Below are 24,425 nucleotides of genomic sequence, written 5' to 3' on the forward strand. Positions count from 1 at the left end.
GATGGATGGCCCATTCTGCGCCTGCTCGCGCGGCCTGGGAAATGGTTTGGGGAGATTTGCCCGATAGCCAGCGGCTATCATGGCAGTCTCCGACTGCTCTTGCTGCTCCGGCCGAGACTTGCCGGTCGGCCCCATATCCGATTCCGATGTCCGAACTCTCCAAACTGAAGCCCGCGCTGGATGCGGTCGCGACGCGTGATCGCGGTCGCCTGATCGGGCGCTTTCGTCGCCTCGAAAAGATCGGGGCGGACGCTCCGGCTGACCAGGTATCCCGGTTGCGCGCCGAGATCGAGAATTCGGTGGCCCGCGTCGCCGCACGCGCGCAAAGGCTGCCGGCGATCCGGATCGACGAGTCCCTGCCGATCGCCGCCCGTAGCGAGGAGATCGTCAAGCTGATCCGGGAACACCAGGTCATCGTGCTGGCCGGCGAGACCGGTTCAGGCAAGACCACCCAGCTTCCGAAGCTTTGCCTCGCCGCCGGACGCGGCGTACAGGGCATGGTCGGCTGCACCCAGCCGCGCCGCATCGCCGCGCGCACGGTCGCCCGCCGCGTCGCCAGCGAACTCGATACGACGGTCGGCGACCTGGTCGGCTTCCAGGTGCGCTTCACCGAACAGGTCGGCGATGCCGCCCTGATCAAGTTCATGACCGACGGCATCCTGCTCGCCGAAACCCAGGGCGACGCCTGGCTCAGCGCCTACGACACGATTATCCTCGACGAGGCCCACGAGCGCAGTCTCAACATCGATTTCCTCCTCGGCTATCTCAAGCGCCTGCTGGCCAGGCGCCGCGACCTGAAGCTGATCGTGACCTCGGCGACCATCGACACGTCCCGCTTCGCCGCGCATTTCGATGATGCGCCGGTGGTCGAGGTCGAAGGTCGTACCTGGCCGGTGGAAGTGCGCTGGCGCCCGCCGCCCGAACGCGGCGAGTCGAACACGGTCGAACAGATCGTGGCCGCCGTCGACGAGATCAGCGCCGAGGATCCGCGCGGCGACATACTCGTGTTCCTGCCCGGCGAGCGCGAGATCCGCGATGCGCACCTGGCCCTGGAGCGACGCAAGTACCGCGAGACCGAAGTGCTGGCCCTGTACGCCCGGCTCTCGGCAAACGAGCAGGACCGCGTGTTCAGGCCCGGGCCCAAACGCCGCATCGTGCTGGCCACCAACGTCGCCGAAACCTCGTTGACGGTGCCGCGCATCCGCTTCGTGGTCGATACCGGCACGGCCCGCGTCAAGCGCTACAGCCAGCGCGGCCAGCTCGAACGCCTGCACATCGAGCCGATTTCGCAGGCCGCCGCCGACCAGCGCAAGGGCCGCTGCGGGCGCGTCGCTGCCGGCATCTGCTATCGGCTGTACGCCGAGGACGACTTTGCCGAACGCCCGCGCTTTACCGACCCGGAAATCCTGCGCACCTCGCTGGCCGGGGTGATCCTGCGCATGCTGAGCCTGAAACTCGGCGAAGTCGCTGATTTTCCGTTCGTCGAGGCGCCGCATGAACGCGCGATCGGCGATGGCTACCGGCGCCTGATCGAGATCGGCGCGATCGACGAGCAGCACCGCATCAGCGCGATCGGCCGCACCATCGCCAGCCTGCCGGTCGATGTCGCGCTGGCGCGCATGCTGGTCGAGGCAGAACGTCTCGGCGTGTCCCGCGAGATGATGATCCTGGTCTCGTTCCTGAGCATCCAGGACCCGCGCGAACGCCCCGCCGATGCCCGCCAGCAGGCTGACGCCGCACATGCCGTCTTCACCGATGCGAAATCCGATTTCCTCGGCGTGCTCAATCTCTGGGCCGCCTACTCTGCCGCCCACGAAGACATGACCCAGTCGAAACTGCGCGACTGGTGCCGGGCGAACTTCCTCTCGTTCCTGCGCATGCGTGAATGGCGTGAACTGCATCGGCAGTTGCTTGTTTTGAAGCCGGGATTGGGGATTCGGGATTCGGGATTGGAAGAGCCGGGATTTGGGATGACCAGCCGTTCGGCTGTTGGAAGCCGGGATTCGGGATTCGGCAAAGCCAAGATCAAAGGCAGAGGCAAGGGCGGGCGCCAAGGCCAAGGTCAAGAGCAAAGCGGGGTCAATCGCGCGCGCGTCAACATGAGCGCGCCGTCCCGCTCTTTTTCGAATTCCGAATCCCGAATCTCGAATCCCGTAGCTTCAACCAATCCCGAATCCCGAATCCCGAATCCCGACAACGGTGAAGCCATTCACCGTTGTCTGCTCTCAGGCTGGCCGACCCAGGTCGGGCGCAAGGACGAGCGCAATGTCTATCGCGGTACGCGCGAACGGCGCTTCGCGATCTTTCCGGGTTCGGCATTGGCGAAAGCGCCACCGCAGTGGGTGCTGGCCGGACAGATCCTCGACATCGGCAAGGTCTATGCGATGCAGTGCGCACGCATCGAGCCACGCTGGATCGAGGAGCAGGCGGCGCATCTGGTCCGGCGCAGCTGGCACGACGCGCACTGGTCGCGCAAGCGCGGTGCCGTCGTTGCCTACGAGCAGGTCAGCCTGTTCGGCCTGGTCCTGGTCGAGAAGCGTGCGGTCCAGTTCGGCAGGCAGGACCCGGCCGAAGCGCACGCGATCTTCGTGCGCGAGGCGCTGGCAACTGGCGAGATCGACGCGCGCGCCGACTTCATCCGGGCCAACCAGCGCACCCTCGCGCAGGCGCAGGAGCTCGAAGCGAAGCAGCGTCGCGCCGGCTTGCTCAAGTCGAGCGAGGAACTCGCGACCTTTTTCACCGACCGCCTGCCGGCCGATATCCACAGCAGTGCGGCGCTCGATGCCTGGTACCGGCGCGCCAGCCCGTCCGAGCAGGCGGCCCTGCGCTGGTCGTTGGCCGACGTGCTTTCGACCACGCCGGGCATCAGCGCGCAGGACTTCCCGACCCATCTACCGATCGGCGGACACAGCTTGCGCCTCGAATACCGGTTCGTCCCGGACGATCCGGCCGACGGGGTCACCGCCCAGGTGCCACTGGCCCTGGTCAATGCGATTCCGGCCAGCGCCTGCGAATGGCTGGTGCCAGGCCTGCTGAGCGAGAAGGTCGCCGAGATGATCCGCGGCCTGCCGAAGTCGCTGCGGCGCAATTTCGTGCCGGCGCCTGACTTTGCCCGCGCCTTCGTCGAGTCGATCGCAGCGCCGGCCGACGCACGCGAAGGCCCGCTGGCCGGAGCACTCGCGGCCTATCTGAAGAAGGTCACCGGCGTCGACATCGGCGCCGGGGACTTCGCCGGGATCGCGCTGCCTGCCCACCTGCGCATGCGCTTCGACGTGCGCGACGGCAGCGGGCGGCAACTGGCCGCGGGTCGCGACCTAGAAGCGATCCAGGCGCAATGGGCCGCGGCGGCGCGCGAGGCCTTCTCGCAGCGTGCCGATGCGGAACTGACCCGCGAGGACCTGTCCGGATTCGACATCGACGACATCCCCGAATCGATCCGTTCCCCGGAAGGCCTGGTGGCCTGGCCGGCCCTGGTCGATCTCGGCGACAGCGTGGCCTTGCGCGTGTTCGAGAATGCCGATGACGCCCGCGATGAACACCGTCGCGGCGTCGAGCGCCTGCTGCGCCGCGCGCTCGCCGACAAGGTCAAGCAAGCGCGGCGGCAATTGCCGCTGGCCAATACGACAGCGCTGAAATGGGCGGCCCTTGGCAGCGCCGAGACCCTGCGTGCGGATCTGGTCGAAGCGGCCCTGGCCGAGCGCCTGCAGGCACTGGCGCCTGCTGCACGCACGCGGGCCGAGTTCGACAAGCTCACGGCACAACTTGGCAGGGAACTGTTTGCCGCCGCGGTCGAGCGACTCGCACTCGCCGAAGCGATCATCGAGGCGCACGCGGAACTGGTTCCGTGGCTGGAGCCGCCCCTGCTCGGTTTCGCCGCGGCAAATTATGAGGACCTGCTCGAACAGCGTGACGAGCTGCTGGCGCCGGGTTTCCTTCGCGACACCGATCCGGCCCAGCTCGCGCACTATCCGCGCTACCTGCGCGGCATGCGCCTCCGCGCCGAGCGCTTGCGCCACGACCCGGCCCGCGACCAGGCCCGCATGCTCGGTGTGCAACGCTACTGGCGCGAATACCTCAAGCGTCGGTCCGGCAGTGAGGGCAACCGCGAAGCCCTCGAGACGTTGCGCTGGCTGATCGAGGAGCTCCGGGTCTCGGTGTTCGCGCAGGAGCTGCGCACGGCCGAGCCGGTATCGCCGAAGCGACTGGCCAGGGCGCTGGCCGCGCTCGAATAGCGAGGCTCCGAACGCGTTACGGTTGCGCCACGCGTTCGGAGCCTTGCGGGCGACGGCCGCGCCATGCGCGGCCGAAGGGCTTACTTGACGCGCTTGACCCTGATGTCGCAACCACAGCCGTCGACATACATGAGCCAGCTGCCGAAACTCATCGGCTTGATCTTCACCTTCGGCGCGGTCATGTGGAAGCCTGAGCGAACCGATTCGGCCTGTTCCCAGACCTGCCCGTTTTCGAGCGTGACCCGGGTCTTGCCGGTCCAGCCGTTGAATTCGCCGGCGATGCTCGATTCGACCACCTCGCGATCGCTGTCGTTGGAATAGAAACTCGTCGTGCCGTCCCTGTGCCGGATCGGCGCGCCAATGTCGCTGACGCCCTTGGCCTGGATCCAGCCGTTCAGGTACTTCAGCTGCTCGGGGCTCAGCCTGTCGAGGCCGGCCGCCGTGAACTCGTCTTGCGACATGCGCTCTTCGAGGGTTGGCGCCTGGGTTTGCGCCTGCACCGTGCAGAGCGGCGAAAGGAGGAGGAAAGCGGCGATGAGCAGGACTCTGGAGGGCATGACGATGGGCTCTGTGCGTTGGTCAAAACGTGACCAGTTGGTCGAAAACTCGTTGTCTAACGGGAGGTTAACAGGTGCGTTGCAGCGATGTAGCAGGTAGAATGCGGACCGAGCCAGTTTAGCATCGGGTGCTGTGATTACGGTTGCCCGGTTTTTGTACGTGTTTCCGGATTGGCCCAAACCAAGCGGATTCGCGGTTATCCTGTTCCACAATTGTATGCGGACCCGATGAACTTGAAGATGAAGTGCCTACTTGGCAGCCTGCGTGCTGCACTCTCCGCCGCCCTCATTGCCGGCGCAGTCACGGCCACGGCCGGAGCGCCCGGCGGCAACGTTGCTGCACTGGTCGGAGGTGACCTCCAGTCCGGCGACCAGGCCACGGTCGGACTGGATGCGTCGATTGCCGGGGCGTTCGCCTATACGAAGCAGTTTTCCGGTCCCGCTACCGCGACGGCCTATTTCGACCAGCACGTGTTCTGCGCCGAAACGCCGCGCAACGCCAATGGACTCTCCCTGCTGCCGCGCTACCAGCTGCCGGCTTCGGTCGGCAACGACGTCTGGCAGTTCCCCGATGTCTACGTGCAAAGCCTGGTCTATTCCGGTTCCGGCAGCGGTGCCGCAGGGGCGCCGGCATTGCGCATCGGCGAGGCCGCCAGCGCCGGCTTCAAGCGGTTCCGTTGCCTGAGCGCGCTGCCCGGTTCCAGCCTGGAGCCGTGGCACGTCAGCCACGGCCTGTTCGACGAAGGCTTCGGCGATTATGTCGGCGCCGCCAATTCGGCGCTCGGAACGTCACCGCCGCGCGATCCACCAAGTGGGCCACATCAGAACATCAAGGTCGTGGCCCAGTCCTTCGGCGGTTTTGCCGGCAAATCGGTCAGCGTGGTCCGCCTCGAAATGCAGTTCGACGGTAGCGTACCCGCGAACACCGAATGGACCCTGGTCGACGCCTACAATTCCAGTGCGCTGTCGTCCACGAGCGACGCCGAATGGTGCCTGTTGCGCGCCGATTGGGTCGACGGCACGCCACCGCCGGCCAACCTGTGCAACGACGTCGCGATCCTGATGCCGGGCTTTTTCCCGGAAAGCGGCCCGTTCGTACGTCGTTCGATACCGTTCACCACCCTCGCTCCCGGCCCCTACTACGTGCTCGTTTCGCGTTCGGTCCGTGGCACGGCGGCGGGCGGCACGCCGATCCAGGGCTTCGCCGCGCTGCGTACCGCTGGCGGCATGCCCGGCGTCGCCGACGAGCTGCAGGACTGGTTCGCCGACGACAGCGTCTGGTACAACTACTGAGCCAGGCGTCAGAAGCGCAGCGGCCGGCGTGACCGGCCACTGCGGGATCAGCACCCTGCACCCGTCGAATCCGGCGGCCGCCACGATTGCCCGCCGGCCGTCGGTCACCGTGGATACCCATGGGACGACTTGTGTCCAATCCGACCGCCGACACGCTGGTCCGGATCGAAGGCAAGCTTGCCGACTCGATCGAGGCGCGCACGCGCTGGGACGCGGGAGAGCCGGTGCGCCAGGCGATCCTGGCCGAACTCGACAGGCTGGCGACCGGTTCGATCGCGCAAATTGCCTTGCTGCTGTACGAGGCGACCGAAGCTGGATGCCAGTTCACGCCTGCCGAATGGCAGGCCTTTGGCGGGGAGGTGGTTGACCTGATCGAGGGCCAGCGCGCCGCTGGCAAGGTCTGGTCGCTGTACTCGGTCCGCTCCGGCGCCGGCGCCGCCGAGGGTTTGCGCCGACTGTTGCTGGCCATCATCCGCGACCTGCGCGTCGTGTTCATCCTGCTGGCGCGCCAGCTCGTGATGATGCGCAATGCGGTCGACCTCGACGACAAGGACCGCCGTGCGCTGGCCCAGCTGACGGCGGATATCCATGCCCCGCTGGCCAACCGGCTGGGTATCTGGCAGCTCAAGTGGGAGCTTGAAGACCTGGCGTTCCGCTACCTGCAGCCGGAAACCTACCGCCAGATCGCCACCCTGCTCGACGAGCGCCGCAACGACCGCGAGGCCTGGATCGCCGCCGCGGCCGGCACGCTGCGCGCGGCCCTCAAGGACTCCGGCATCGAGGCCGATATCGCCGGGCGTCCCAAGCACATCAGCTCGATCTGGCGGAAGATGCAGAAGAAGGGCCTCGGTTTTTCCGAGCTCTACGACATCCGCGCCTTGCGCGTGCTGGTCCGCGATGTGCCGGCGTGCTATGCAGCGCTCGGTGTCGTGCATTCGCTGTGGCCGTTCATTCCCGGCGAATTCGACGACTACATCGCCAGCCCCAAGGGTAACAATTACCAGTCTCTGCATACCGCCGTGGTCGGTCCCGAGGGCCGCACCCTGGAGGTGCAGATCCGCTCCCACGACATGCACGCCTATGCCGAGCTCGGATTCGCCGCGCACTGGCGCTACAAGGAAGGCAGCGGTGCCGACGCCAGCTTCGAGCGAAAGATCGCCTGGATGCGCCAGCTGCTCGAAGGACGCGACGAGCAGGACGACGACTCGGCCCTGCTCGCCGCGTTCCGCACCGATGTCATCGAGGACCGGGTCTACCTGTTGACTCCGAAAGGGCAGGTGATCGACCTGCCGAAAGGGGCCACCGTGCTCGATTTCGCCTATGTCATCCACACCGACGTCGGCCACCGCTGTCGCGGCGCCAAGGTCAACGGCCGCATCGTGCCGCTGACCCATCAGCCGGCCAGCGGTGATCGCATCGAGATCCTCACGGGCAAGGTCGCCGAACCTCGCCGCGACTGGCTCAGCACGCACCACGGCTTCCTGCACACGGGCCGGGCCCGCAACAAGGTGCGCAACTGGTTCAAGCACGCCGACCGCGAGCTCAACATCGCCGCCGGCCGCGGCGTGCTCGATCGCGAGTTCAAGCGTCTTGCCCTGCACAACGTCGAACTCGAGAGCCTGCCGGCACGCTTCCAGCTGCGCAGTGTCGAGGATCTCTACGAAGCGCTGGCCCTCGGCGACGTCACCCCGACCCAGATCGCGCGCACCCTGCATGAGGGCGAGCGCGATGCCGAACCCGCTTCGGCGCGGGTCCCGGCCCCTGCAAAGCCCGCCGCGCCCGGCAAGGACGCGCTGGTCATCGAAGGGGTCGGCAACCTGCTCTCGGTGCTCGCCCGCTGCTGCCAGCCGGTGCCGGGCGATGCAGTGGCCGGCTTCATCACGCGTGGTCGTGGGGTCAGCGTTCATCGCGCCGATTGCAGGCAATTGCAGCGCCTGCGCACGCTCGATCCGGACCGCATCATCGAAGTCACCTGGGGCGGCTCGCACCAGCGCGCCTACGAGGTCGACGTGCGCGTTCGCGGCTACGACCGCAAGGGCCTGCACAAGGATGTCAGCAACGTGATCGCCGCTGCCAACGTGCACATCCTGGCGGTCGATGCACGGGTCGATCCGGCGCGGAACGAAGTGACCATGAACTATGCCCTGCGCGTCGCCGATTTTGGCCAGCTCTCGAGCCTGCTCGCGCAACTGCACGCGGTACCGAACGTGATCGAGGCGGAGCGCAAGGTCTGAGGCCGCGGAATGGCAGCGGCGGGCGGATCGGGCTGATATGCTACGTCCCACGCTGCAGCGCGGCATAGTGCATGGATACAGACCGCTCGTGATCGAAATTCCTGGATATCGATTGCTGCGCCAGCTCGGGCGTGGCGGCATGGCTACCGTGTATCTGGCGGTCCAGGAATCCGTGGACCGTGAAGTCGCGCTCAAGATCATGTCACCGGCGCTGCTGGTCGATCCGAATTTCGGCGAACGCTTCCTGCGCGAGGCCAAGATCGCCGCCCGCCTGCATCATCGCCACGTGGTCGGCATTCATGATGTCAGTCGTGTCGGCGACTACCACTACATCGCCATGGAATACCTGGCCGGTGGCCCGGTCCTGAGCAAGGACGGCCCGCCGCGCCCGGTCTCGTTCGCCCTGCGCGTGACCCGCGAAATCGCCGGTGCGGTGAACTATGCGCAGCAGAAGGGTTTCATCCATCGCGACATCAAGCCCGACAACATCCTGCTGCGCGACGATGGCTCCTCGGCCCTGACCGATTTCGGCATCGCCCGCGCCAACGACTCGGCGACGCGCATGACCCGCACCGGATCGGTGGTCGGCACGCCGCACTACATGAGTCCGGAGCAGGCCCGCGGCAAGCAGCTCGACGGTCGCGCCGATCTGTACAGTCTCGGTGTCGTGCTCTACGAGATGCTGGTCGGGCGCGTGCCCTACCACGCCGAGGATTCATTGGCGGTCGGCATCATGCACATCACCCAGCCGGTGCCGCGCCTGCCCGATTCGCTGGCCGTCCTGCAGCCGCTGGTCGACGGCTTCATGGCCAAGGATCCGAGCGACCGCTTCCAGACCGGCAACGATGCGGCGCTCGCCATCGCGCGTTACGAGCAGGCGATCGCCAGCGGCGAGCTCGAAGGCCTCGAGGTCTCGCCGTCCGACTTCGGCCGCGAAGCGCGCGTGCTGGAAACGCGGATTTCGCCGACGCCGCTGACCCAGCATTCGCCGCGACCGGCTTCCGCCGATGCGGATCCGCGCGGTCGATCCGACCCGAGCATGGGCCGCCTCGAGGAGATCATGGCGGCCACCGACGACCACATCATGCGCGCCAGTCGCATTTCGCGCGGCAAGGCCAAGGCGAAGCCGCGGCGCAACCGAGTGCGGGTCGGCCTGCTGATCGCGCTGCTTGCGTTTGCTGGTGGCGGCTTCCTGGTCTGGAAACACCAGGATCGGCTGCGCGCTTTTCTGCCGAATACCGAGCTCAACGACATCCTGGCGCGCGCGCAGCAGGCGCTCGATGCGGACCGGCTCGAAGGCGGCAGCGGCGACAGTGCGCGCGAACTGTTCCAGGCCGCGCGCACGCTCGATCCGGACAACGACATCGCCCGCCGTGGCTTGCGCAACGTCGGCGAGAAGCTGCTGGCCCGGGCGCGCGATGCGCTGGCCCGCGGCGAACTTGCTCCGGCCCGTCAGGCTGCTGCCGCGGCGCGCGAACTGCTCGGTGGCGGCGCTGCGGTGGACGAAATCGACAAGGCGATCGCCGCCCAGGATGCGCGTGGCACGCAGACCGAATCGCTGCTGGCCGCGGCCCAGGCCGAGTTCGACGCCGGGCGCCTGCTCGGCGACGGCGGCGCGATCGCGCTCTATCAGCGGATGCTCGCGAGCGACCCGGACAATGCCCTGGCCAAGGCCGGTATCAGCCGCAGCGTCGACGCACTGGCCGTGCTCGCGCGGACTGCGTTCGAGGCCGGTGACATGGCCGTGGCCGCAGCGCGCATCGACGACATCGCACGCGTCATGCCGGACTATCCGGCCCTGCCGGACCTGCGTGCCCAGCTCGGCAAGTTGCGCGAATCGGCGGCCGCCAGCCTGGCCAAGGATATCGATCGGGCCGAGGCGCAGTTGCGTTCTGGCCGGATCAGCGGCGAGGCCGATTCGGCACAGTCCCTGTTCGAATCGGCGCTCAAGCGCGATCCCGACAACGCGCGCGCTCGCGCCGGACTGCGCCGTGTCGCGCAGTCGTTCGTGGTCCAGGCCCGCGCCGCGCTCGAGGACAGCAATCCGGGCAGCGCAGAGCGGCTGCTGAACCAGGCCGCGGCGTTGGCGCCCGAACTCGGCGACCTGCGCGCGGCGCGCGTCGACCTGCGCGAATTGCGCGAGCGCCTGGCGATCGCCGCCGAACGGCCGCCGCCGTCGCCAGCCGATCTCGAGCGCCTGCGCAGCCTGATCGCCGAGGCCGCCCAGGCCAGTGAGGCCGGGCGCCTGATCAACCCACCCGGCAACAGCGCCTACGACAAGTACCGGGCCGCGCTGGCCATCGATGGCGACAACCAGGACGCCCTGAACGGACTCAACCAGCTGCCGGTGCGGGCGCGCCAGCAATTCGATCTGTTCCTCGCCGACGGTGCCCTGAATCGTGCCCAGGGCATGCTCGAAGTGGTACGCCAGACCGCACCGGCCGATCCCTCGATCGCTTCGATGTCGGAACGTCTCGCCAATGCCTGGCTCGATCTGGCCGACAAGCGGATCGGCGAGAAGCAGTCCGCCGATGCATCGCGCGCGCTGCAGTCCGCGCGTAGCCTGGCGCCGGAGAATCCCCGCCTGGCCCGGCTCGAACAGGCGCTGCGCGAACTCTCGCCGCCGGGCGGCTGAACATGCGAGCGGCCGGCGCCGGAGCTGTCGAACGCTGTTGTCGGCCTGCAGTGCCATGTGCATCCTGCTGATCGCCATCGAGGCGATGCCCGAATGGCCGCTGCTGCTGCTCGGCAATCGCGATGAATTCCATGCCCGCCCGAGCTGCGCCGCGCAGCCCTGGCGCGGCGCGCCCGATTGCCTCGGCGGCATCGACCAGGTCGGTGGCGGCAGCTGGCTGGCCCAGCGCAACGACGGCCGCTTCGCCGCGGTCACCAACCGGCGCACCGGGCTGCCGGCGCAGGCGCCGCACTCGCGCGGCGAACTGGTCCGCAGCTTCGTCATCGGCAACGAAAGCGCTGCCGGGTTCGGCCAGCGCGTGCTCGCCCACATCGATGACTATGGCCCATTCAACCTCGTCTTCGGCGACCGATCGGCGGTCTGGGTCATCGAAGGACACGATGAAGAACTGCGGCGTCTCGAGGCCGGCGTCCACGTGGTCAGCAACGGCCCGCTCGGCAGCCGCTGGCCCAAGGTCGAACGCCTCGCGGCGCAGTTCCGGCGCGCGGTGCGCAGCGGCCAGCGCGACGACGCGAACCTGCTCGGCCTGCTCGCGGACGAATCCCGGCCGGCCGACGACGCCTTGCCCGATACCGGCGTCGGCAGCCATCTCGAGCGCGTGCTCGCACCGATCTTCATCCGCGGCGAACACTATGGAACGCGGGCCAGCACTTTGGTCCTGCACCACGACGACGGCAGCCTGTTCCTCCGCGAACGCAGTTTCGCCGCACAAGGCCTCCCGACGGATGAAGTCGCCTGGGAGTGCCTCGAGGTCGAAGGCGAATGGCGGCACGGCTGAAGCGCCGGCTCAGAGCCGGAAGATGCGGCGCACGGCGGCCTCGGCCGCCTCGAACGAGAAGTGGCTGCGCACGTTGCCGAGACCATTGACCGAGAGCCGTGCCCACAGGGTCTTGTCGCGATATAGGGCGACGACCGCTTCGGCGAACTGCGCGGCTTCGGCAGCCACGCTGACGTCGAGGCCGGCACGCACGTGCATGCCCTCGACCGCGATCGGCGTCGCCACCACCGGCAGGCCGTAGCTCATGGCCATGTTGACCTTGCCCTTGACCCCGGCGCCATAGCGTAGCGGGGCGACCGAGATGCGTGCCGAATCCATGAACGGTCCGATGTCCTCGACATAGCCGTGCACGAGGACATGTTCGCTGGCCAGGGCCTGGATGGCCTCGGTGACCTTGCTGCCGATCACGTGCAGGCGCAAATCGGGAATCGATTCGAGGATGTGCGGCAGGATCTCGCCGACGAACCAGATCACCGCGTCGCTGTTCGGTGGATGCTGGAAACCGCCGACGAAGACGAGGTCGCGGCGCTCGTCGAACGGCCGGCGGCAGCCATGGATCTCGTGCACGTTCGAGAGCACGTCGACGGCGACACCGGGCGCATCGCGGGCCAGGATCTCCTGCTCGACGGGGCTGACCACGAGGCTGACATCACATTCGCGCATGATGCCGATCTCCTGGCTGCGCGTTTTCGCGGCGATGCGGGCGAGGTCCTCGCGCTGCTCGAGTTCGGCAGCGCGCTGCTCGCGCAGGTAGTGCAGGTCGACCGTGTCGAACACCAGTCGCGCCTGCGGTGCATACAGGCGGGCCAGGCCGACGTACTCGGCGGCGACGTAGTGGCGCGAGAGCAGGATCGAATCGAATTCGGCGCCACGCCCGCGGAACAGCGCAACCGGGTCGCTGTCGAACGGGTGGTACAGCACCTCGACGCTGAGCGCCTGCAGGTCCTGCGTATAGCGCTCGATCCAGGCCCGGTTGCTGGCCATGAAGACGACGTGGCAGGCATTGCGGCGCAGCACCTTCATCAGGTTGACCATGCGCAGCGAACCGGAGTCCTGGTCCGGCGCCGGCGTCGTCGCATCGATGATCAGGATACGGTGGCGGGTACGATGGCTCGCGGCCAGATGGATGGCAGTGCCGGGCGCCGGCTGCGCCCGCAGGGCCTCGCCCCACTTGGCGACGAATTTCCCGTGGTTGATCAGCTGGTAGCGCTTCATGCCGCTGCCGGTATCGGTGCCTGCAGTGACGCCCTCGAAATGAACGACTCGCGAACGCGGCTCGTAGTAGACCTTGAGTCCGGCTGCGCGAACGGCGAAGGCGAGATCGGTGTCCTCGTAATAAGCCGGTGCATAGCGCGAATCGAATCGGCCCAGCGACTCGAACAGGGCACGGCGCAGCACGATTGCCGCGCCCGAGCAGTAGTCGGCTTCGCGACGGAAGGCGAAGCGGCTGTCGTCGGGATCCTCGAAGCGGCCGTAGTTCCAGCCCGAGCCATCATTGAAGATGATCCCGCCGGCCTCCTGCAAGCGACCGTCCGGATAGACCAGGCGGGCGCCGACCAGGCCGGCATCGGGCACTTCGTCGAAAACGCGCAGCAGCGCTTCGAGCCAGCCGGCGGTGACCACGGTGTCGTTGTTGAGGAACAGCACGAATTCGCCGCGCGCAATGGCGGCGCCGGCATTGCACGAACCGACGAAGCCGAGGTTTTCGGCATTGCGCAGGACGCGGATTCCGGTGATCTCCTGCAGGCGCTGTTCGGTGACGTCGGAGGAGAGGTCGTCGACCACGATCACCTCGAATGCAACCGACGCCGCGTGCGCGGCCAGCGAACGCAGGCAGGCCGCGGTATACGCGAACTTGTTGTGCACCGGGATGACGATCGACACGCGCGGTGTCTCGCTGCCGGGAACCGCGAACGGCGAGAAATCCTCGCTCGGCTCGGCGAAGGTCTCGCCGGCGATCGGCCGTCGCCCACCGCCGAGTTCACGGCGCAGGCGCATCCAGGTACCGGCGACGCCATGCTGGGCCAGGCTGCCGCGCAGGCGCGCGTACTGGCTGGCCAGGCGCTGTCTACGATAGGCCAGGCCGGCGCGGCGATCGCGCAGCCAGGTGATGGTCAGGCGCAGCGGCAGGGTGTAGCGCCAGAGCCGGCTCATCACGATCGGACGCAGTTCGTTGACTTCGGCATCGAGCTTGAGCGCCCACTCGGTGCGTTCGGCAAACTCCGCTTCGAGTTGCTTGAGTTGCGCGCGTGCCGCGACCAGTTCGCGATCGAGGCCGTGGCCCCACTCGCCACGGCGCCGGCTTTCGCGCTTGCTGGCAGCAAGCGCGCGACCCAGTTCGGTCTCGCGCTGGCGGGCCCGGTTCATCGCGTCTTCGCTTGCGGCCAGTTGCTGCGAGGCCGTGTCGATGAGCGCCAGCGGGTAGCGTAGCGGCTTTCGTTCGGGCAATGCGAGAACGCCGGCATAGGCGCCGGCCATGCTCGCCAGATCGGGTTCGCGATGCGCCGCAAGCCGCTCGCGCACCCGCTGCAGGCGCTCGCGCTGTTGCGACAGTTCGAGGATGCGGCCGACGATCGCATCGGCGTTCGCATCGACGAGGAATCCGTCGACCTCGTCGTCGATGCGCTCGACATAGGCGCCCATGCGCGTGGCGATGACCGGCATGCCGAGATCGCGCAACTCCGACAGCGTGTAGCCAAAGGTCTCGGCCACGGTCGGCATCAGCACCGCGGCGTCGGCGGCGATGCGGGCGAGCATGCCGGGCAGTTGCTCGCGCCGGTAGTCGAGCACGATGTGCACGCCCGAGCGACCGAAGAAGGCATGCGCATCGGCGCCGGCGCCGAGCAGGAATACATCGGCATGTTCGCGAATCCGCGGCAGCACCTGCTCGAGCAGCTGTGCGCCCTTGCCACGGCGTACGCGGCCCGGGATGACCAGGCGCAAGCGCGCACGCGCCGGAACGGTCTCGTCGCGAGGGGCAGTAGCCGGCCACGGTGCGAGCCCGTGCGGGATCACCCGCGACGGCAGCGCGGCCAGTTGCGGGGCCAGGCGCAGGTCGTTGGCGAGCGCCGAGCGACTCGGCGCGGCCAGGCTGGCTTTGGCGGCGAGCAGGGCCGCAACCGTCTCGTCGCGCAGCCGTTTCCAGTGGCCGGGATCGGTTTCGGCGAATTCGCGATCGGCGCCGAGCGCGGCCAAGTCGGCGCGGCGTTGCGCGTCGTCGAAGGCCAGCGTGGCATCGCTGAAATCGCGATGCAGGACCGGCCACAGCGGATAGTGGTCGTGGATCACGCGCAGGGTCGGCAGGCCGGTGCGCAACACGTCGAGGCTGTGGCCGATCAGCGAGGAGACGATGACGGCATCGACCGAGAAGGCCGTGATCCATTCGCCGAGCAGGTCGCGATAGGCGGCATCGTGGATGGCGGTCTCGGCGATCGGGCAGGGCAGGGCAACGCGTCGCAATGGCGGTCCGGCCATTGCGCCGTCATGCAGTTCGAGCCATTCGCCGTGGCGCTTGCGCGCGTGGCTGCCACGCGCGATCAGGACCAGATGATGGGCGGCGCTGAAACCCTGGCAGAAATCGCGCACCCAGCGTTCGGCGCCGCCGCCCCAGCCATGCAATACGTGCAGCACGACCGGCTTCCGATCGAGGCCGGGCCGTCCGGGCACGACCTCATGGATCAGCGCGGCGCCGAGCTTTTCGCGCAGCTCGGCCAGCGGCGAGGGCGGCAGCGGGTCACGCGGGTCGGCATCGGGCGCGGGTCCGCGCAGGGATCGATCGCGCGCAGCGATGTAGCCGTGATCGAGGAGGACTGTTCGCCGCGCATCAGCAATATTCTCGCCGTCAGCGTCTGCGCGCGCAGCGACGTAACGGGCGAGGCGCGCGCCATGCCAGGCGGACGCCAGCGGCGAGAGTTCGGCGCAGTCGATGAGCCGGCGCTGCGAATGGGCGAAACATAGAGCATCGATGCGGGCCACGTCGGCGCCGCTGGTCGACCCGACCGCTAACGGTGAGCGCGCGCCGTCGAGATTGTCGAGTGGACTTGCAGCGAGGACCTCGTCGGCGTCGAGCGCACGCAGCAGCCGCGGCAAGGCCAACTCGGGCAGTTCGGCGTCGCTGCGCAGCAACACCAGGTTGCGTCCGGGCAGGTGCCGGGCCAGGGCTTCGGCCAGCGCTTCGGGCCGTTCGTCGACGAGATCGGACAGACGCAGCGCCTGCGGATGTCCGGCCAGGGTCGCGCTGGCGCCGAGCAGGACCAGGTCGGTGGCGTCTTCCAATTGCGCCCGCACCGCCGTCAGCCAGGCCTCGCTGCAGGGGGTGGCGCCGTGCACGCAGAGGCAGACGGGATCCGGCGACAATTTCGGCACGATGGTCCAGTTCGGAAGCGGACGCGGATTATCGGCGATGGCGACCGACAGTGTCACGAAGGCGGCGCGGCAGGCGCCCTACCGAAAACGCCGTGTAGACTGCGCCGACGTTCCCGAGGAATCTCCGCTTGTCCCTGTTTCGACGTCTCTTCACCCTGTTTGCATGGCTCTGGCGCTTGCTGCGCATCCCCGTACTGCTCGGCATCGGCGGACTGACCGGCTTTCTCGTGCCGTATCTGATCACCCTCGACCAGCAGGTCCGCGAACGCTTCGACGACCTCAGCTGGCAGATTCCGAGCCGCGTATTCGCCCGCCCGCTGGCCCTCGAACCGGGTCGGCCGATGACCGCCGACACCCTGTTGCTGGAACTTGAGGCGGCCCGCTACCAGGCCGATCCGGCGGCGCAGTCAGCAGGCACCTATGCCCGCGACGGCGAACGCTTCGTCATCGGCCGGCGCGCCTTCGTCGGCCTCGACGGCCGCCACGTGGCCCAGCGCCTCTCGCTTGAACTGCAAGACGGGCGCATTGCCCGGCTGGCCGATACCGCCAACGGACAGAGCCTGCAACATGCCGAGATCGACCCGGCCCGCATCGCCACGCTGTACGGCCTGCAGCAGGAGGAGCGCCGCCTGGTCCAGCTCGAACAGTTGCCGGCCCTGCTCGTGATGGGCCTGCAGGCGGTCGAGGATCGCGATTTCAAGCACCACCACGGCATCGACGTCAGCGCCATCCTGCGTGCCGGCTGGGCCAACATGGTCGCCGGTCGCGTGGTCCAGGGCGGCTCGACGCTGACCCAGCAACTGGTCAAGAACCTGTTTCTCGATCGCGGCCAGAGTTTCGTGCGCAAGGCCAACGAGGCCCTGATCGCCCTGCTGATCGAGTTGCGCTACGACAAGCGCAGCATCCTCGAGGCCTACGTCAACGAGATCTTCCTCGGCCAGCAGGGTGGCCAGGCCGTACACGGCTTCGCCGCGGCGGCGGAATTCTATTTTGGCCGCGAGGTCGATGAGGTGGGCACGGCCGACATCGCGCTGCTGGTCGGCCTGGTCCAGGGGCCGAGCTACTACGATCCGCGGCGCTCGCCGCAGCGCGCCCTGGCCCGGCGCAACCGCGTCCTCCACCAGTTCTTCGAAACTGGTCTGATCGACGCGAAGACCCTGGCCCGGTCGAGCGCCCAGGCACTCGGCGTCAGCGCCCGCGGTGCACTGCCCCGCAACCGTTTCCCGGCCTTTCTCGAACTCGTGCGCCAGCAACTGCAGCGCGATTTCGCCGGGCACGAACTCGATGCCGCCGGCCTGACCATCCACACCACGCTGTCGCCGTCGGCGCAGCTGCAGGCCGAAATGGCGATGCAGGGGGCGCTCGGCAGCCTCGGCAAGCGTGATGCCGAGGTCGAGTCGGCGGTCGTGGTCACAGCCGTGCCGAGTGGCGAAGTGCAGGCCCTGATCGGCAGCCGGCATGCCGACGCGCAGGGCTTCAACCGCGCCCTCGATGCGCGCCGGCCGATCGGTTCGCTGGTCAAGCCGTTCGTCTATCTGGTCGCGCTGGCCCAGCCGCAACGCTATTCGCTGGCCACGCGCATCGACGATGCGCCGGTCGACCTGCCGCAGCGCGACGGTTCGCGTTGGGTGCCGAAGAACGACGACGGCGACGTGCACGGCGAAGTGCTGCTGATCGAAGCGCTGAGGAACAGCTGGAATCTCGCCACCGTGCAGCTCGGCCTGCGCCTCGGCGTCGAAAAGGTGCGCGGATTGCTCGAGTCATTCAATCTCGGTCGCGACATCAATCCGAATCCCTCGCTGCTGCTCGGCGCGGTCGACCTGAGCCCGTTCGACGTCGCCCAGCTCTATCAATATTTCGCCGCAGACGGCCACGCCGTGCCGTTGCGCGCGGTCCGCGGCGTCGTCGATGCGAACGGGCGCACCCTGTCGCGCTACGGCGTGCAGGCCGGCACCGGCGACTACGTCGCGGCCTCGCGCCTGGTCACCTGGGCCATGCAGCAGGTGGTCGAATCCGGTACCGCACGCGCGATCGGTGCGGCCGGCCTCGGCGGCCTGCATGCCGCCGGCAAGACCGGCACCAGCGATACCCAGCGCGATTCGTGGTTCGCCGGCTTCAGCGGCAACCAGCTCGGCGTGGTCTGGGTCGGCCGCGACGACAACAAGCCGACCGGCCTGTACGGATCGACTGGTGCCCTCAAGGTCTGGATCGACCTGTTCAAGCGCCTGCCGGCCGAGCCGCTGGCATTGCCCGCCGACGGCCTGACCTACACCTGGATTGATCCCGAAAACGGCCGGCGCAGCGAGCAGGCCTGCAGCGGCGCACGCGAGTTGCCGTTCATCAGCGGCTACGAACCCCAGGATCGCGAAGGCTGCGCGCTGGACAAGCTGCGCCAGTGGTTCGGAGGCGACGACAAATGACGCTATGCTAGGCGGATCGTCCCACAGCCAGACTCCGCCATTCATGATTTCCGCTTCGCGCGCGGCCCGTTGGCCGCTTCTGTCTCCCTTGCTGATTTTCCTCGTCGCCTGTTCCACGCGCAGCCAGCCGGAAACGCCGGCACTGACCCGCCCTGACGCCGATCTCGTTGCTGCCGTGCAGGCGATTCGCGCGGCCAACGCCGGCGAGGATTCGGCCTTGCAGGTCAACCCCTTGCGTGACCCGGCGGTTGAGGGTTTTCTGGCCGACGCCCGCCAGGCCGAACAGCAGCAGCAACTCGACGCCGCCCACGCGGCGATTGCCAAGGCGCGCGAGCTCGCCCCCGATGCGCCCGACCTGCTGCAGTACGAAGCCGAAATCGAGTTCCTGCGCGGCAAGACCGTCGAAGCGGAGAAGCTCGCCTACGACAGCTTCAAGAAGGGCCCGCAGGTCGGCACGCTGTGCGTGCAGAACTGGCAGACCATCGTCGAGGCGCGCAAGATCTTCAACGACCCCGCCTACCGTGCCGTCGCCGAAGCCAAGCGCGACCAATGCAAGGTGAAGCGGCCCGTGCGCCTTTGACCGGCGTCGCTTGCGGTCGCCGGCGCGCCAGCACCGGCGCCATCTGCAGCCGATGTTGAACGGAAGGTCCAGCCATGACTGACGACGTCGACGCGCTGCTCGGCCCGGACGGACCGTTCGCCCGCGAAGTGCCGGGTTTCGTGCCGCGCGACGTGCAGCAGGCCATGGCAGTGGCGGTTGCGGCGGCGATCGACGAGCGTCATGCCCTGATCGCCGAAGCCGGCACCGGTACCGGCAAGACCTTTGCCTACCTCGTGCCGGCCCTGCTCTCGGGCAAGCGCGTGATTGTCTCGACCGGGACCAAGGCGCTGCAGGACCAGCTGTTCCATCGCGATCTGCCGCGCGTGCGCAGCGTGCTTGGTGCGCGCCTGTCCACGGCCCTGCTCAAGGGCCGCGCGAATTATCTTTGCCTGCACCGCCTCGACCAGGCGCGCAGCGATGGCCGCTTCGCCACCCGCGAGCAGGTCGCCCAGTTGCAGACGATCCATGCCTGGTCGGCCAAGACGAAGAGCGGCGATCGCGCGGAACTGGCCGAATTGCCCGAAGACTCGCCGCTCTGGCCGCGCGTGACCTCGACCACCGAGAACTGCCTCGGCAGCGAATGTCCGATGTTCAGCGATTGCTTCGTGGTCAAGGCGCGCCGCGCCGCCCAGGAAGCCGACCTCGTCGTCGTCAACCATCACCTGCTGTTCGCCGACCTGGCCATCAAGCAGGAGGGCTTCGGTGAAATCCTGCCCGGCGCACAGGCCTTCATCCTCGACGAGGCGCACCAGATCCCCGAGCTGGCTGGCCAGTTCTTCTCGATCACGCTGACCGCGCGCCAGCTGACCGAACTGGCCACCGACACCCTGGCCGAATGCGGCGCCGTGACCGGCGCCCTTGGCACCCTGCAGCCGCTGCTCGAAGCGGTCACGCCGGCCGTGCGCCGCCTGCGCCTGGCCATGGACCGTTTCCCGCCCAAGGCCGCGTTCCTCGTCATCGAACGCGACGCCGAGGTCGAGCGCGAACTCGAAAGCCTGCGCGTCGCCCTCGAGGAACTTGGCAGCGGCCTCGCAACGCATGCCGAACGCAGCCGCGGACTCGCCGCCGTCCATGAACGCGCCACCCAGATGCATGCCCGCCTGGCCCACCTCTGCGACAGCAGCGCACGCGACTCGGTGCACTGGTACGAACTGAGCCCGCACGGATTCGCCCTGCACGCGACGCCGCTCGACCTCTCGCAGCCGCTGCGCGAACTGCGCGAGCAGAGCCACGCCGCCTGGATATTCACCTCGGCCACGCTGTCGATCGCCGGGCGCTTCGATCATTTCTCGCGCCAGCTCGGCCTTGAGGATCCGCATTCACTTTGCCTGGACAGTCCGTTCGACTACGCCAACCAGGCTCTGGCCTATCTGCCGCGCGGACTTCCCGAACCGAACACGCCCGACTACACGGCGAAGATGATCGAAGCGGTGCTGCCGGTGCTCGAGACCTCGAACGGCCGCGCCTTCCTGCTGTTCACCTCGCACCGCGCCTTGCGCCGCGCAGCCGAACTGCTCGAAGGCCGGGTGCCGTATCCGCTGTTCGTGCAGGGCACCGCGCCGCGCCACCAGCTGCTCGGCGGCTTCCGCGAATCCGGCAATGGCGTGCTGCTTGGCGCGGCCAGTTTCTGGGAGGGCGTCGACGTCGCCGGCGAGGCCCTCAGCGTCGTCGTCATCGACAAGCTGCCATTCGCCGCGCCGGACGATCCGGTCCTGGTCGCCCGCCTCGAATCGCTGCGCGAGTCGGGCCTCAACCCGTTCGTCGAATGGCAGATCCCGAACGCGGTGATCGCGCTCAAGCAGGGCGCCGGTCGGTTGATCCGCGACATCAATGACCGCGGCGTGCTTGTGCTCTGCGATCCGCGCCTGCGCAGCAAGGCCTACGGGCGCATTTTCCTCAACAGCTTGCCGCCGTTTCCGTCCACCCACGACCTTTCTGCAGTGCAGCAATTCCTGCTGGCCTGAGGGGGCCGCGAGAGCGCGAGTCATGCACGGGGCCGAACCGGCTTGCGACTTGCGGCGGAGCGCATCGAATCCCTTGATCGGCGCGCGGCAGGGCCCGGGGAATCCTGAACCGGAAATCGCGGCGAATCGATTTGATTGGCGCAGGGGGCGATGCTATAAGAAACGCTCCCCGCGAGCCGATATTGCGTTCCCGTTCGGTGATTCGGAGCGGGATTTCTACCTCCCATCTGCAACAAATTCCTGGAGTCCGGTAATGGCTACAAATCTTCGAATGACCGCACTGGCGGCCGTGATCGGCACGTGTCTGGCTGGCAGCGCCTGGGTTTCGAGTGCCGCGGCTGCAGGCACCGATGCACAATTCTCCACCGCGTCCGACACCTACATGATCGAGTTCGCCGACGCGGGCGCGCTCTACTACCACGGCGGCGTCGCCGGGCTTCGCGCGACGGCACCGGATTCCTCCGAGCGGCCGCGCAAGTTCGATGCCAGGAGCGCCGATGCGATGAATTACCGTGAGTTCGTTCGCGCGCGCCAGCAGGACTATCTCGCCACGATGGCAGCCATGCTCGGACACCCGATCGAAGTCACCCATCAGTACGAAATCACACACAGCGGTGTCGCTGCCCGGCTCAGCGCCGATGAGGCGGCTCGCATCGCCCAGGCGCCCGGCGTCAAGTCGGTGAAGAAGGATGTCCTCTACCATCTCGACACCTATCGGGGACCGCTCTTCATCGGCGCCGACACGATCTGGAACCTGCCAGCGCCGGGTGGAGTGACCAATCGCGGCAAGGGTGTCGTTGTGGGCGTGCTCGACAGCGGCGTGAATTCCGCCCATCCCTCGTTTGCCGATGACGCCAGCTGCGGCTTCGGTCCGAGCGACCACAAGCTGCTCAGCGCGGTCGATTGCTCGACCTCCGCAGGGGGCGTCTGCACCGGCCCGAACCCGGAAGCCGGTGACGGCCATGGCGTGCACACCGCCAGCACCGCGGCCGGCAACACGGTGACCAATGCCGCCACGCCGTCGCCGAACCTGCCGGCGCCCTATACGCAGATGTCGGGCGTGGCACCGTGCGCGCAGCTGCGCACCTACAAGGTGTGCCCGGCGACGACCTGTCCCGGCGCGGATATCCAGGCTGGCATCAGCAATGCAATCATCGACGGCATCGACGTCATGAATTTCTCGATCTCGGGCGGTACCAGCCCGTGGAGCGACAACGACCGCAACTTCCTTGATGCCGTCAACGCCGACATCGTGATCGCCGCTTCGGCTGGCAACACCAGCGCTTCGATCACGAATCCGGTCGGCCAGGTCAACCACCGCGGACCGTGGGTGATGACCGTCGCTGCTTCGACCCAGGACGTCAATCTCGGGCCCGGCCTTTCAGCCACGGGTCCCGGAACCCCGCCGGCCAATACCCAGAACCTGCTGACCAATCCCGGAAGCAATACGCCGGCTGCGGTCCCGTTCACGAACCTGCCGATCAAGGTATCCGCGGCAAACGTCGAGGGCTGCACGGTAAGTGGCGGGTTCCCGGCCGGCTTCTTCACTGGCGGCGTCGCGCTGATCAAGCGTGGTACTTGCGCGTTCACCGAGAAAGTGGCCAATGCCGCCGCCGCGGGGGCTCAGCAGGTGTTCATCTACAACAACACCTTCGGCACGGTGAACATGAACACCGATGGCGCCGCCATTCCGGCCTACAGCATGCGCCAGACCGATGGCCAGGCCATGAACAATTTCATTACCGCGAATGGCGCGACGCCGACCACGGTGAGCTTGACGTCCGCCACGGCCGGTCCGGTGCTCGGTGACGTGCTCGCCGATTTCAGCTTCCGCGGCCCGACCCCCGGCAACGTCGCCGACCTGACCAAACCCGACATAACCGGTCCCGGCGTCAATATCTATGCAGCCGGGCGCGCAGCGGACAACAACTACTTCCTGCTCAGCGGCACCTCGATGTCGAGTCCGCATCTGGCCGGTTCGGCCGCGCTGATTCGCGCCGTGCATCCGGATTGGACTCCGATCGAAGTCAAGTCGGCCCTGCAGCTCACCGCCAAGATCTCCGGCTTCAAGGAAAATGAGACCGATCCCTGGAACATCGACGATGTCGGCAGCGGCCGCGTCGATCTCTCCAGGGCTTCGTTCGCCGGCTTCGTCATGGATGAGACATTCGCCAACTTCCTCGCCGCGAATCCGTCGGGTGGGTCGATCAATGTCAAGGAACTCAACCTTCCTTCGGTTCGCAATGTCGGGCTCAGCGCAGGAAACCCGTCCTATTCCTGGACACGCACGCTGCGCAATTCACATGCCGGACCGACCACATGGAACATTACGGTCACCCAGCCGCCGGGCGTGACAGTTACAGTCAATCCGACCTCGTTCTCGTTCACGGGCGCCGGCGTTCAGGATGCCGACCAGATCTTTACCGGCGACTTCGAGAACTTTACGCCGCCCTCGGCTCCTGAGACACAGACCATTACGATCACGGCAACCACTACGGCAGCCACGGCGGGAATCGCTTTTGGCCAAGTCAACTTCACCGAAGCCACGGCAGAGGCGCCGCCTGCCCACATCACGGTCGCCGTGCAGCGTCAGTAAGAAGATTCTGCCTTGCCCTTTCAAAGCCCGGGCTTTGCCCGGGCTTTTTCTTTTTCATCTTGCCCAAATGAGCGAGGAAAGACCGGTACACAAAAGACAACAGACCGGCGGAAAGACCGGGACGAAAAGATCGGGACGGGACAGGAGGTACTCTGCGACGCCGGCCCGGATCGGGTTCAGGTGCAAATAACTCACGCAGGTCAGTACAGCGGCCCCGAGCAAAGATCGGCAAAGATCGCGGCAAAGATCGAGACACCCAGGATTCCAAAGATCGAGACACCCAGAATTTGCCAACGCAAAGATCGCAAAAATCGGGACGCAAGGATCGGACGCAAAGATCGCGCAAAGATCGGGACATATATGGACGCCTCCTCCAGGTCAAGCCATCGCGATGAAGAGGATCGGTGCTCGGACATATATTCGGCGTCGTGGTTGAGGCTGGATTTGCCTCGCGCCGTGATGAGCTTCGATCCTGAGTGGCCCAAACACCCACGCGTGCTCATGGCACTTGTCCCGGTAGGGCTCTTCTCAGGAACGGTGACCGTTTCATTCATCAGGTTGGCCGGACTCGGTTGAACGAATTCCTCTGTGTTTGATTGCGCGTGATGTCTAACGAGCAGGTTGCGGACGGAATGCTTTGCGTTGATCGAAAGAAGCTTCACCGGCAAGCACGGCCCAGACGATTCGAAT

General features: G+C 67.1%; 12 protein-coding genes and 1 pseudogene. 9 read left to right on the plus strand and 4 right to left on the minus strand.

Going from position 1 to position 24,425, the window contains the following annotated elements; translation table 11 throughout:
* Window positions 1-146: 146 nt before the first annotated feature.
* Complete coding sequence (gene hrpA, locus BM125_RS13375) at window positions 147-4,232, plus strand: ATP-dependent RNA helicase HrpA (RefSeq protein WP_092408802.1); 4,086 nt, start codon at window positions 147-149, stop codon at window positions 4,230-4,232.
* Between the two features lie 80 nt (window positions 4,233-4,312).
* Here the strand turns inward: hrpA and BM125_RS13380 are convergent, their stop codons facing one another.
* Entirely contained in the window at window positions 4,313-4,789 is a 477-nt protein-coding gene (locus BM125_RS13380) for a hypothetical protein (RefSeq protein WP_092408804.1), read from the minus strand.
* A gap of 240 nt (window positions 4,790-5,029) precedes the next feature.
* On the opposite strand from BM125_RS13380, the gene BM125_RS13385 reads away from it, so the two are divergent.
* The 4 genes from BM125_RS13385 to BM125_RS13400 all read left to right on the plus strand — a co-directional run bounded on the left by BM125_RS13385 (window position 5,030) and on the right by BM125_RS13400 (window position 11,789).
* Window positions 5,030-6,082, plus strand: a complete 1,053-nt coding sequence (locus BM125_RS13385; protein ID WP_139225000.1) for a hypothetical protein — start codon at window positions 5,030-5,032, stop codon at window positions 6,080-6,082.
* Between the two features lie 119 nt (window positions 6,083-6,201).
* The gene (locus tag BM125_RS13390; protein WP_092408808.1) at window positions 6,202-8,316 is read left to right on the plus strand and encodes a RelA/SpoT family protein; all 2,115 of its coding nucleotides are present in this window, start codon (window positions 6,202-6,204) and stop codon (window positions 8,314-8,316) included.
* A gap of 88 nt (window positions 8,317-8,404) precedes the next feature.
* Window positions 8,405-10,951: a protein kinase domain-containing protein gene (locus BM125_RS13395; RefSeq protein WP_175498080.1), complete on the plus strand. Its 2,547-nt coding sequence runs from the start codon at window positions 8,405-8,407 to the stop codon at window positions 10,949-10,951.
* A 37-nt stretch (window positions 10,952-10,988) separates the two neighbouring features.
* The gene (locus BM125_RS13400) at window positions 10,989-11,789 is read left to right on the plus strand and encodes an NRDE family protein (RefSeq protein WP_175498081.1); all 801 of its coding nucleotides are present in this window, start codon (window positions 10,989-10,991) and stop codon (window positions 11,787-11,789) included.
* A gap of 9 nt (window positions 11,790-11,798) precedes the next feature.
* Here the strand turns inward: BM125_RS13400 and BM125_RS20990 are convergent, their stop codons facing one another.
* The gene (locus tag BM125_RS20990) at window positions 11,799-13,907 is read right to left on the minus strand and encodes a glycosyltransferase (protein WP_425429626.1); all 2,109 of its coding nucleotides are present in this window, start codon (window positions 13,905-13,907) and stop codon (window positions 11,799-11,801) included.
* Between the two features lie 408 nt (window positions 13,908-14,315).
* A pseudogene (locus tag BM125_RS20995) lies at window positions 14,316-15,263 on the minus strand (glycosyltransferase); the annotation flags it as partial.
* Between the two features lie 1,019 nt (window positions 15,264-16,282).
* Between BM125_RS20995 and mrcB the strand changes: the two are divergent.
* From mrcB to BM125_RS20820, 4 genes are all read left to right on the plus strand, one after another.
* Window positions 16,283-18,574: a penicillin-binding protein 1B gene (mrcB, locus tag BM125_RS13410; protein ID WP_245778919.1), complete on the plus strand. Its 2,292-nt coding sequence runs from the start codon at window positions 16,283-16,285 to the stop codon at window positions 18,572-18,574.
* A gap of 88 nt (window positions 18,575-18,662) precedes the next feature.
* On the plus strand, window positions 18,663-19,154 hold the full coding sequence (locus BM125_RS13415) for a tetratricopeptide repeat protein (protein ID WP_139225001.1): 492 nt from the start codon (window positions 18,663-18,665) through the stop codon (window positions 19,152-19,154).
* Between the two features lie 74 nt (window positions 19,155-19,228).
* Window positions 19,229-21,139 carry a DNA repair helicase YoaA gene (gene yoaA / locus BM125_RS13420; protein ID WP_092408818.1) on the plus strand — a complete coding sequence of 637 codons (1,911 nt, stop codon included), beginning with the start codon at window positions 19,229-19,231 and terminating at the stop codon, window positions 21,137-21,139.
* Window positions 21,140-21,392: 253 nt separating this feature from the next.
* Entirely contained in the window at window positions 21,393-23,735 is a 2,343-nt protein-coding gene (locus BM125_RS20820; RefSeq protein ID WP_175498082.1) for a S8 family serine peptidase, read from the plus strand.
* 200 nt (window positions 23,736-23,935) lie between these two features.
* Here the strand turns inward: BM125_RS20820 and BM125_RS19870 are convergent.
* The coding region (locus tag BM125_RS19870) for a hypothetical protein (RefSeq protein ID WP_217647872.1) at window positions 23,936-24,425 on the minus strand (490 nt) is incomplete at its 5' end.

The sequence above is a fragment of the Dokdonella immobilis genome (assembly GCF_900115085.1).
GTDB lineage: Bacteria > Pseudomonadota > Gammaproteobacteria > Xanthomonadales > Rhodanobacteraceae > Dokdonella > Dokdonella immobilis.

Coding starts and splice junctions, on each gene's coding strand:
- BM125_RS13380 (WP_092408804.1), bottom strand. CDS start 4,789: ATGCCCTCCAGAGTCCTGCTCATCGCCGCTTTCCTCCTCCTTTCGCCG.
- BM125_RS20820 (WP_175498082.1), top strand. CDS start 21,393: ATGGCTACAAATCTTCGAATGACCGCACTGGCGGCCGTGATCGGCACG.
- yoaA (WP_092408818.1), top strand. CDS start 19,229: ATGACTGACGACGTCGACGCGCTGCTCGGCCCGGACGGACCGTTCGCC.
- BM125_RS13385 (WP_139225000.1), top strand. CDS start 5,030: ATGAAGTGCCTACTTGGCAGCCTGCGTGCTGCACTCTCCGCCGCCCTC.
- BM125_RS13390 (WP_092408808.1), top strand. CDS start 6,202: ATGGGACGACTTGTGTCCAATCCGACCGCCGACACGCTGGTCCGGATC.
- hrpA (WP_092408802.1), top strand. CDS start 147: ATGTCCGAACTCTCCAAACTGAAGCCCGCGCTGGATGCGGTCGCGACG.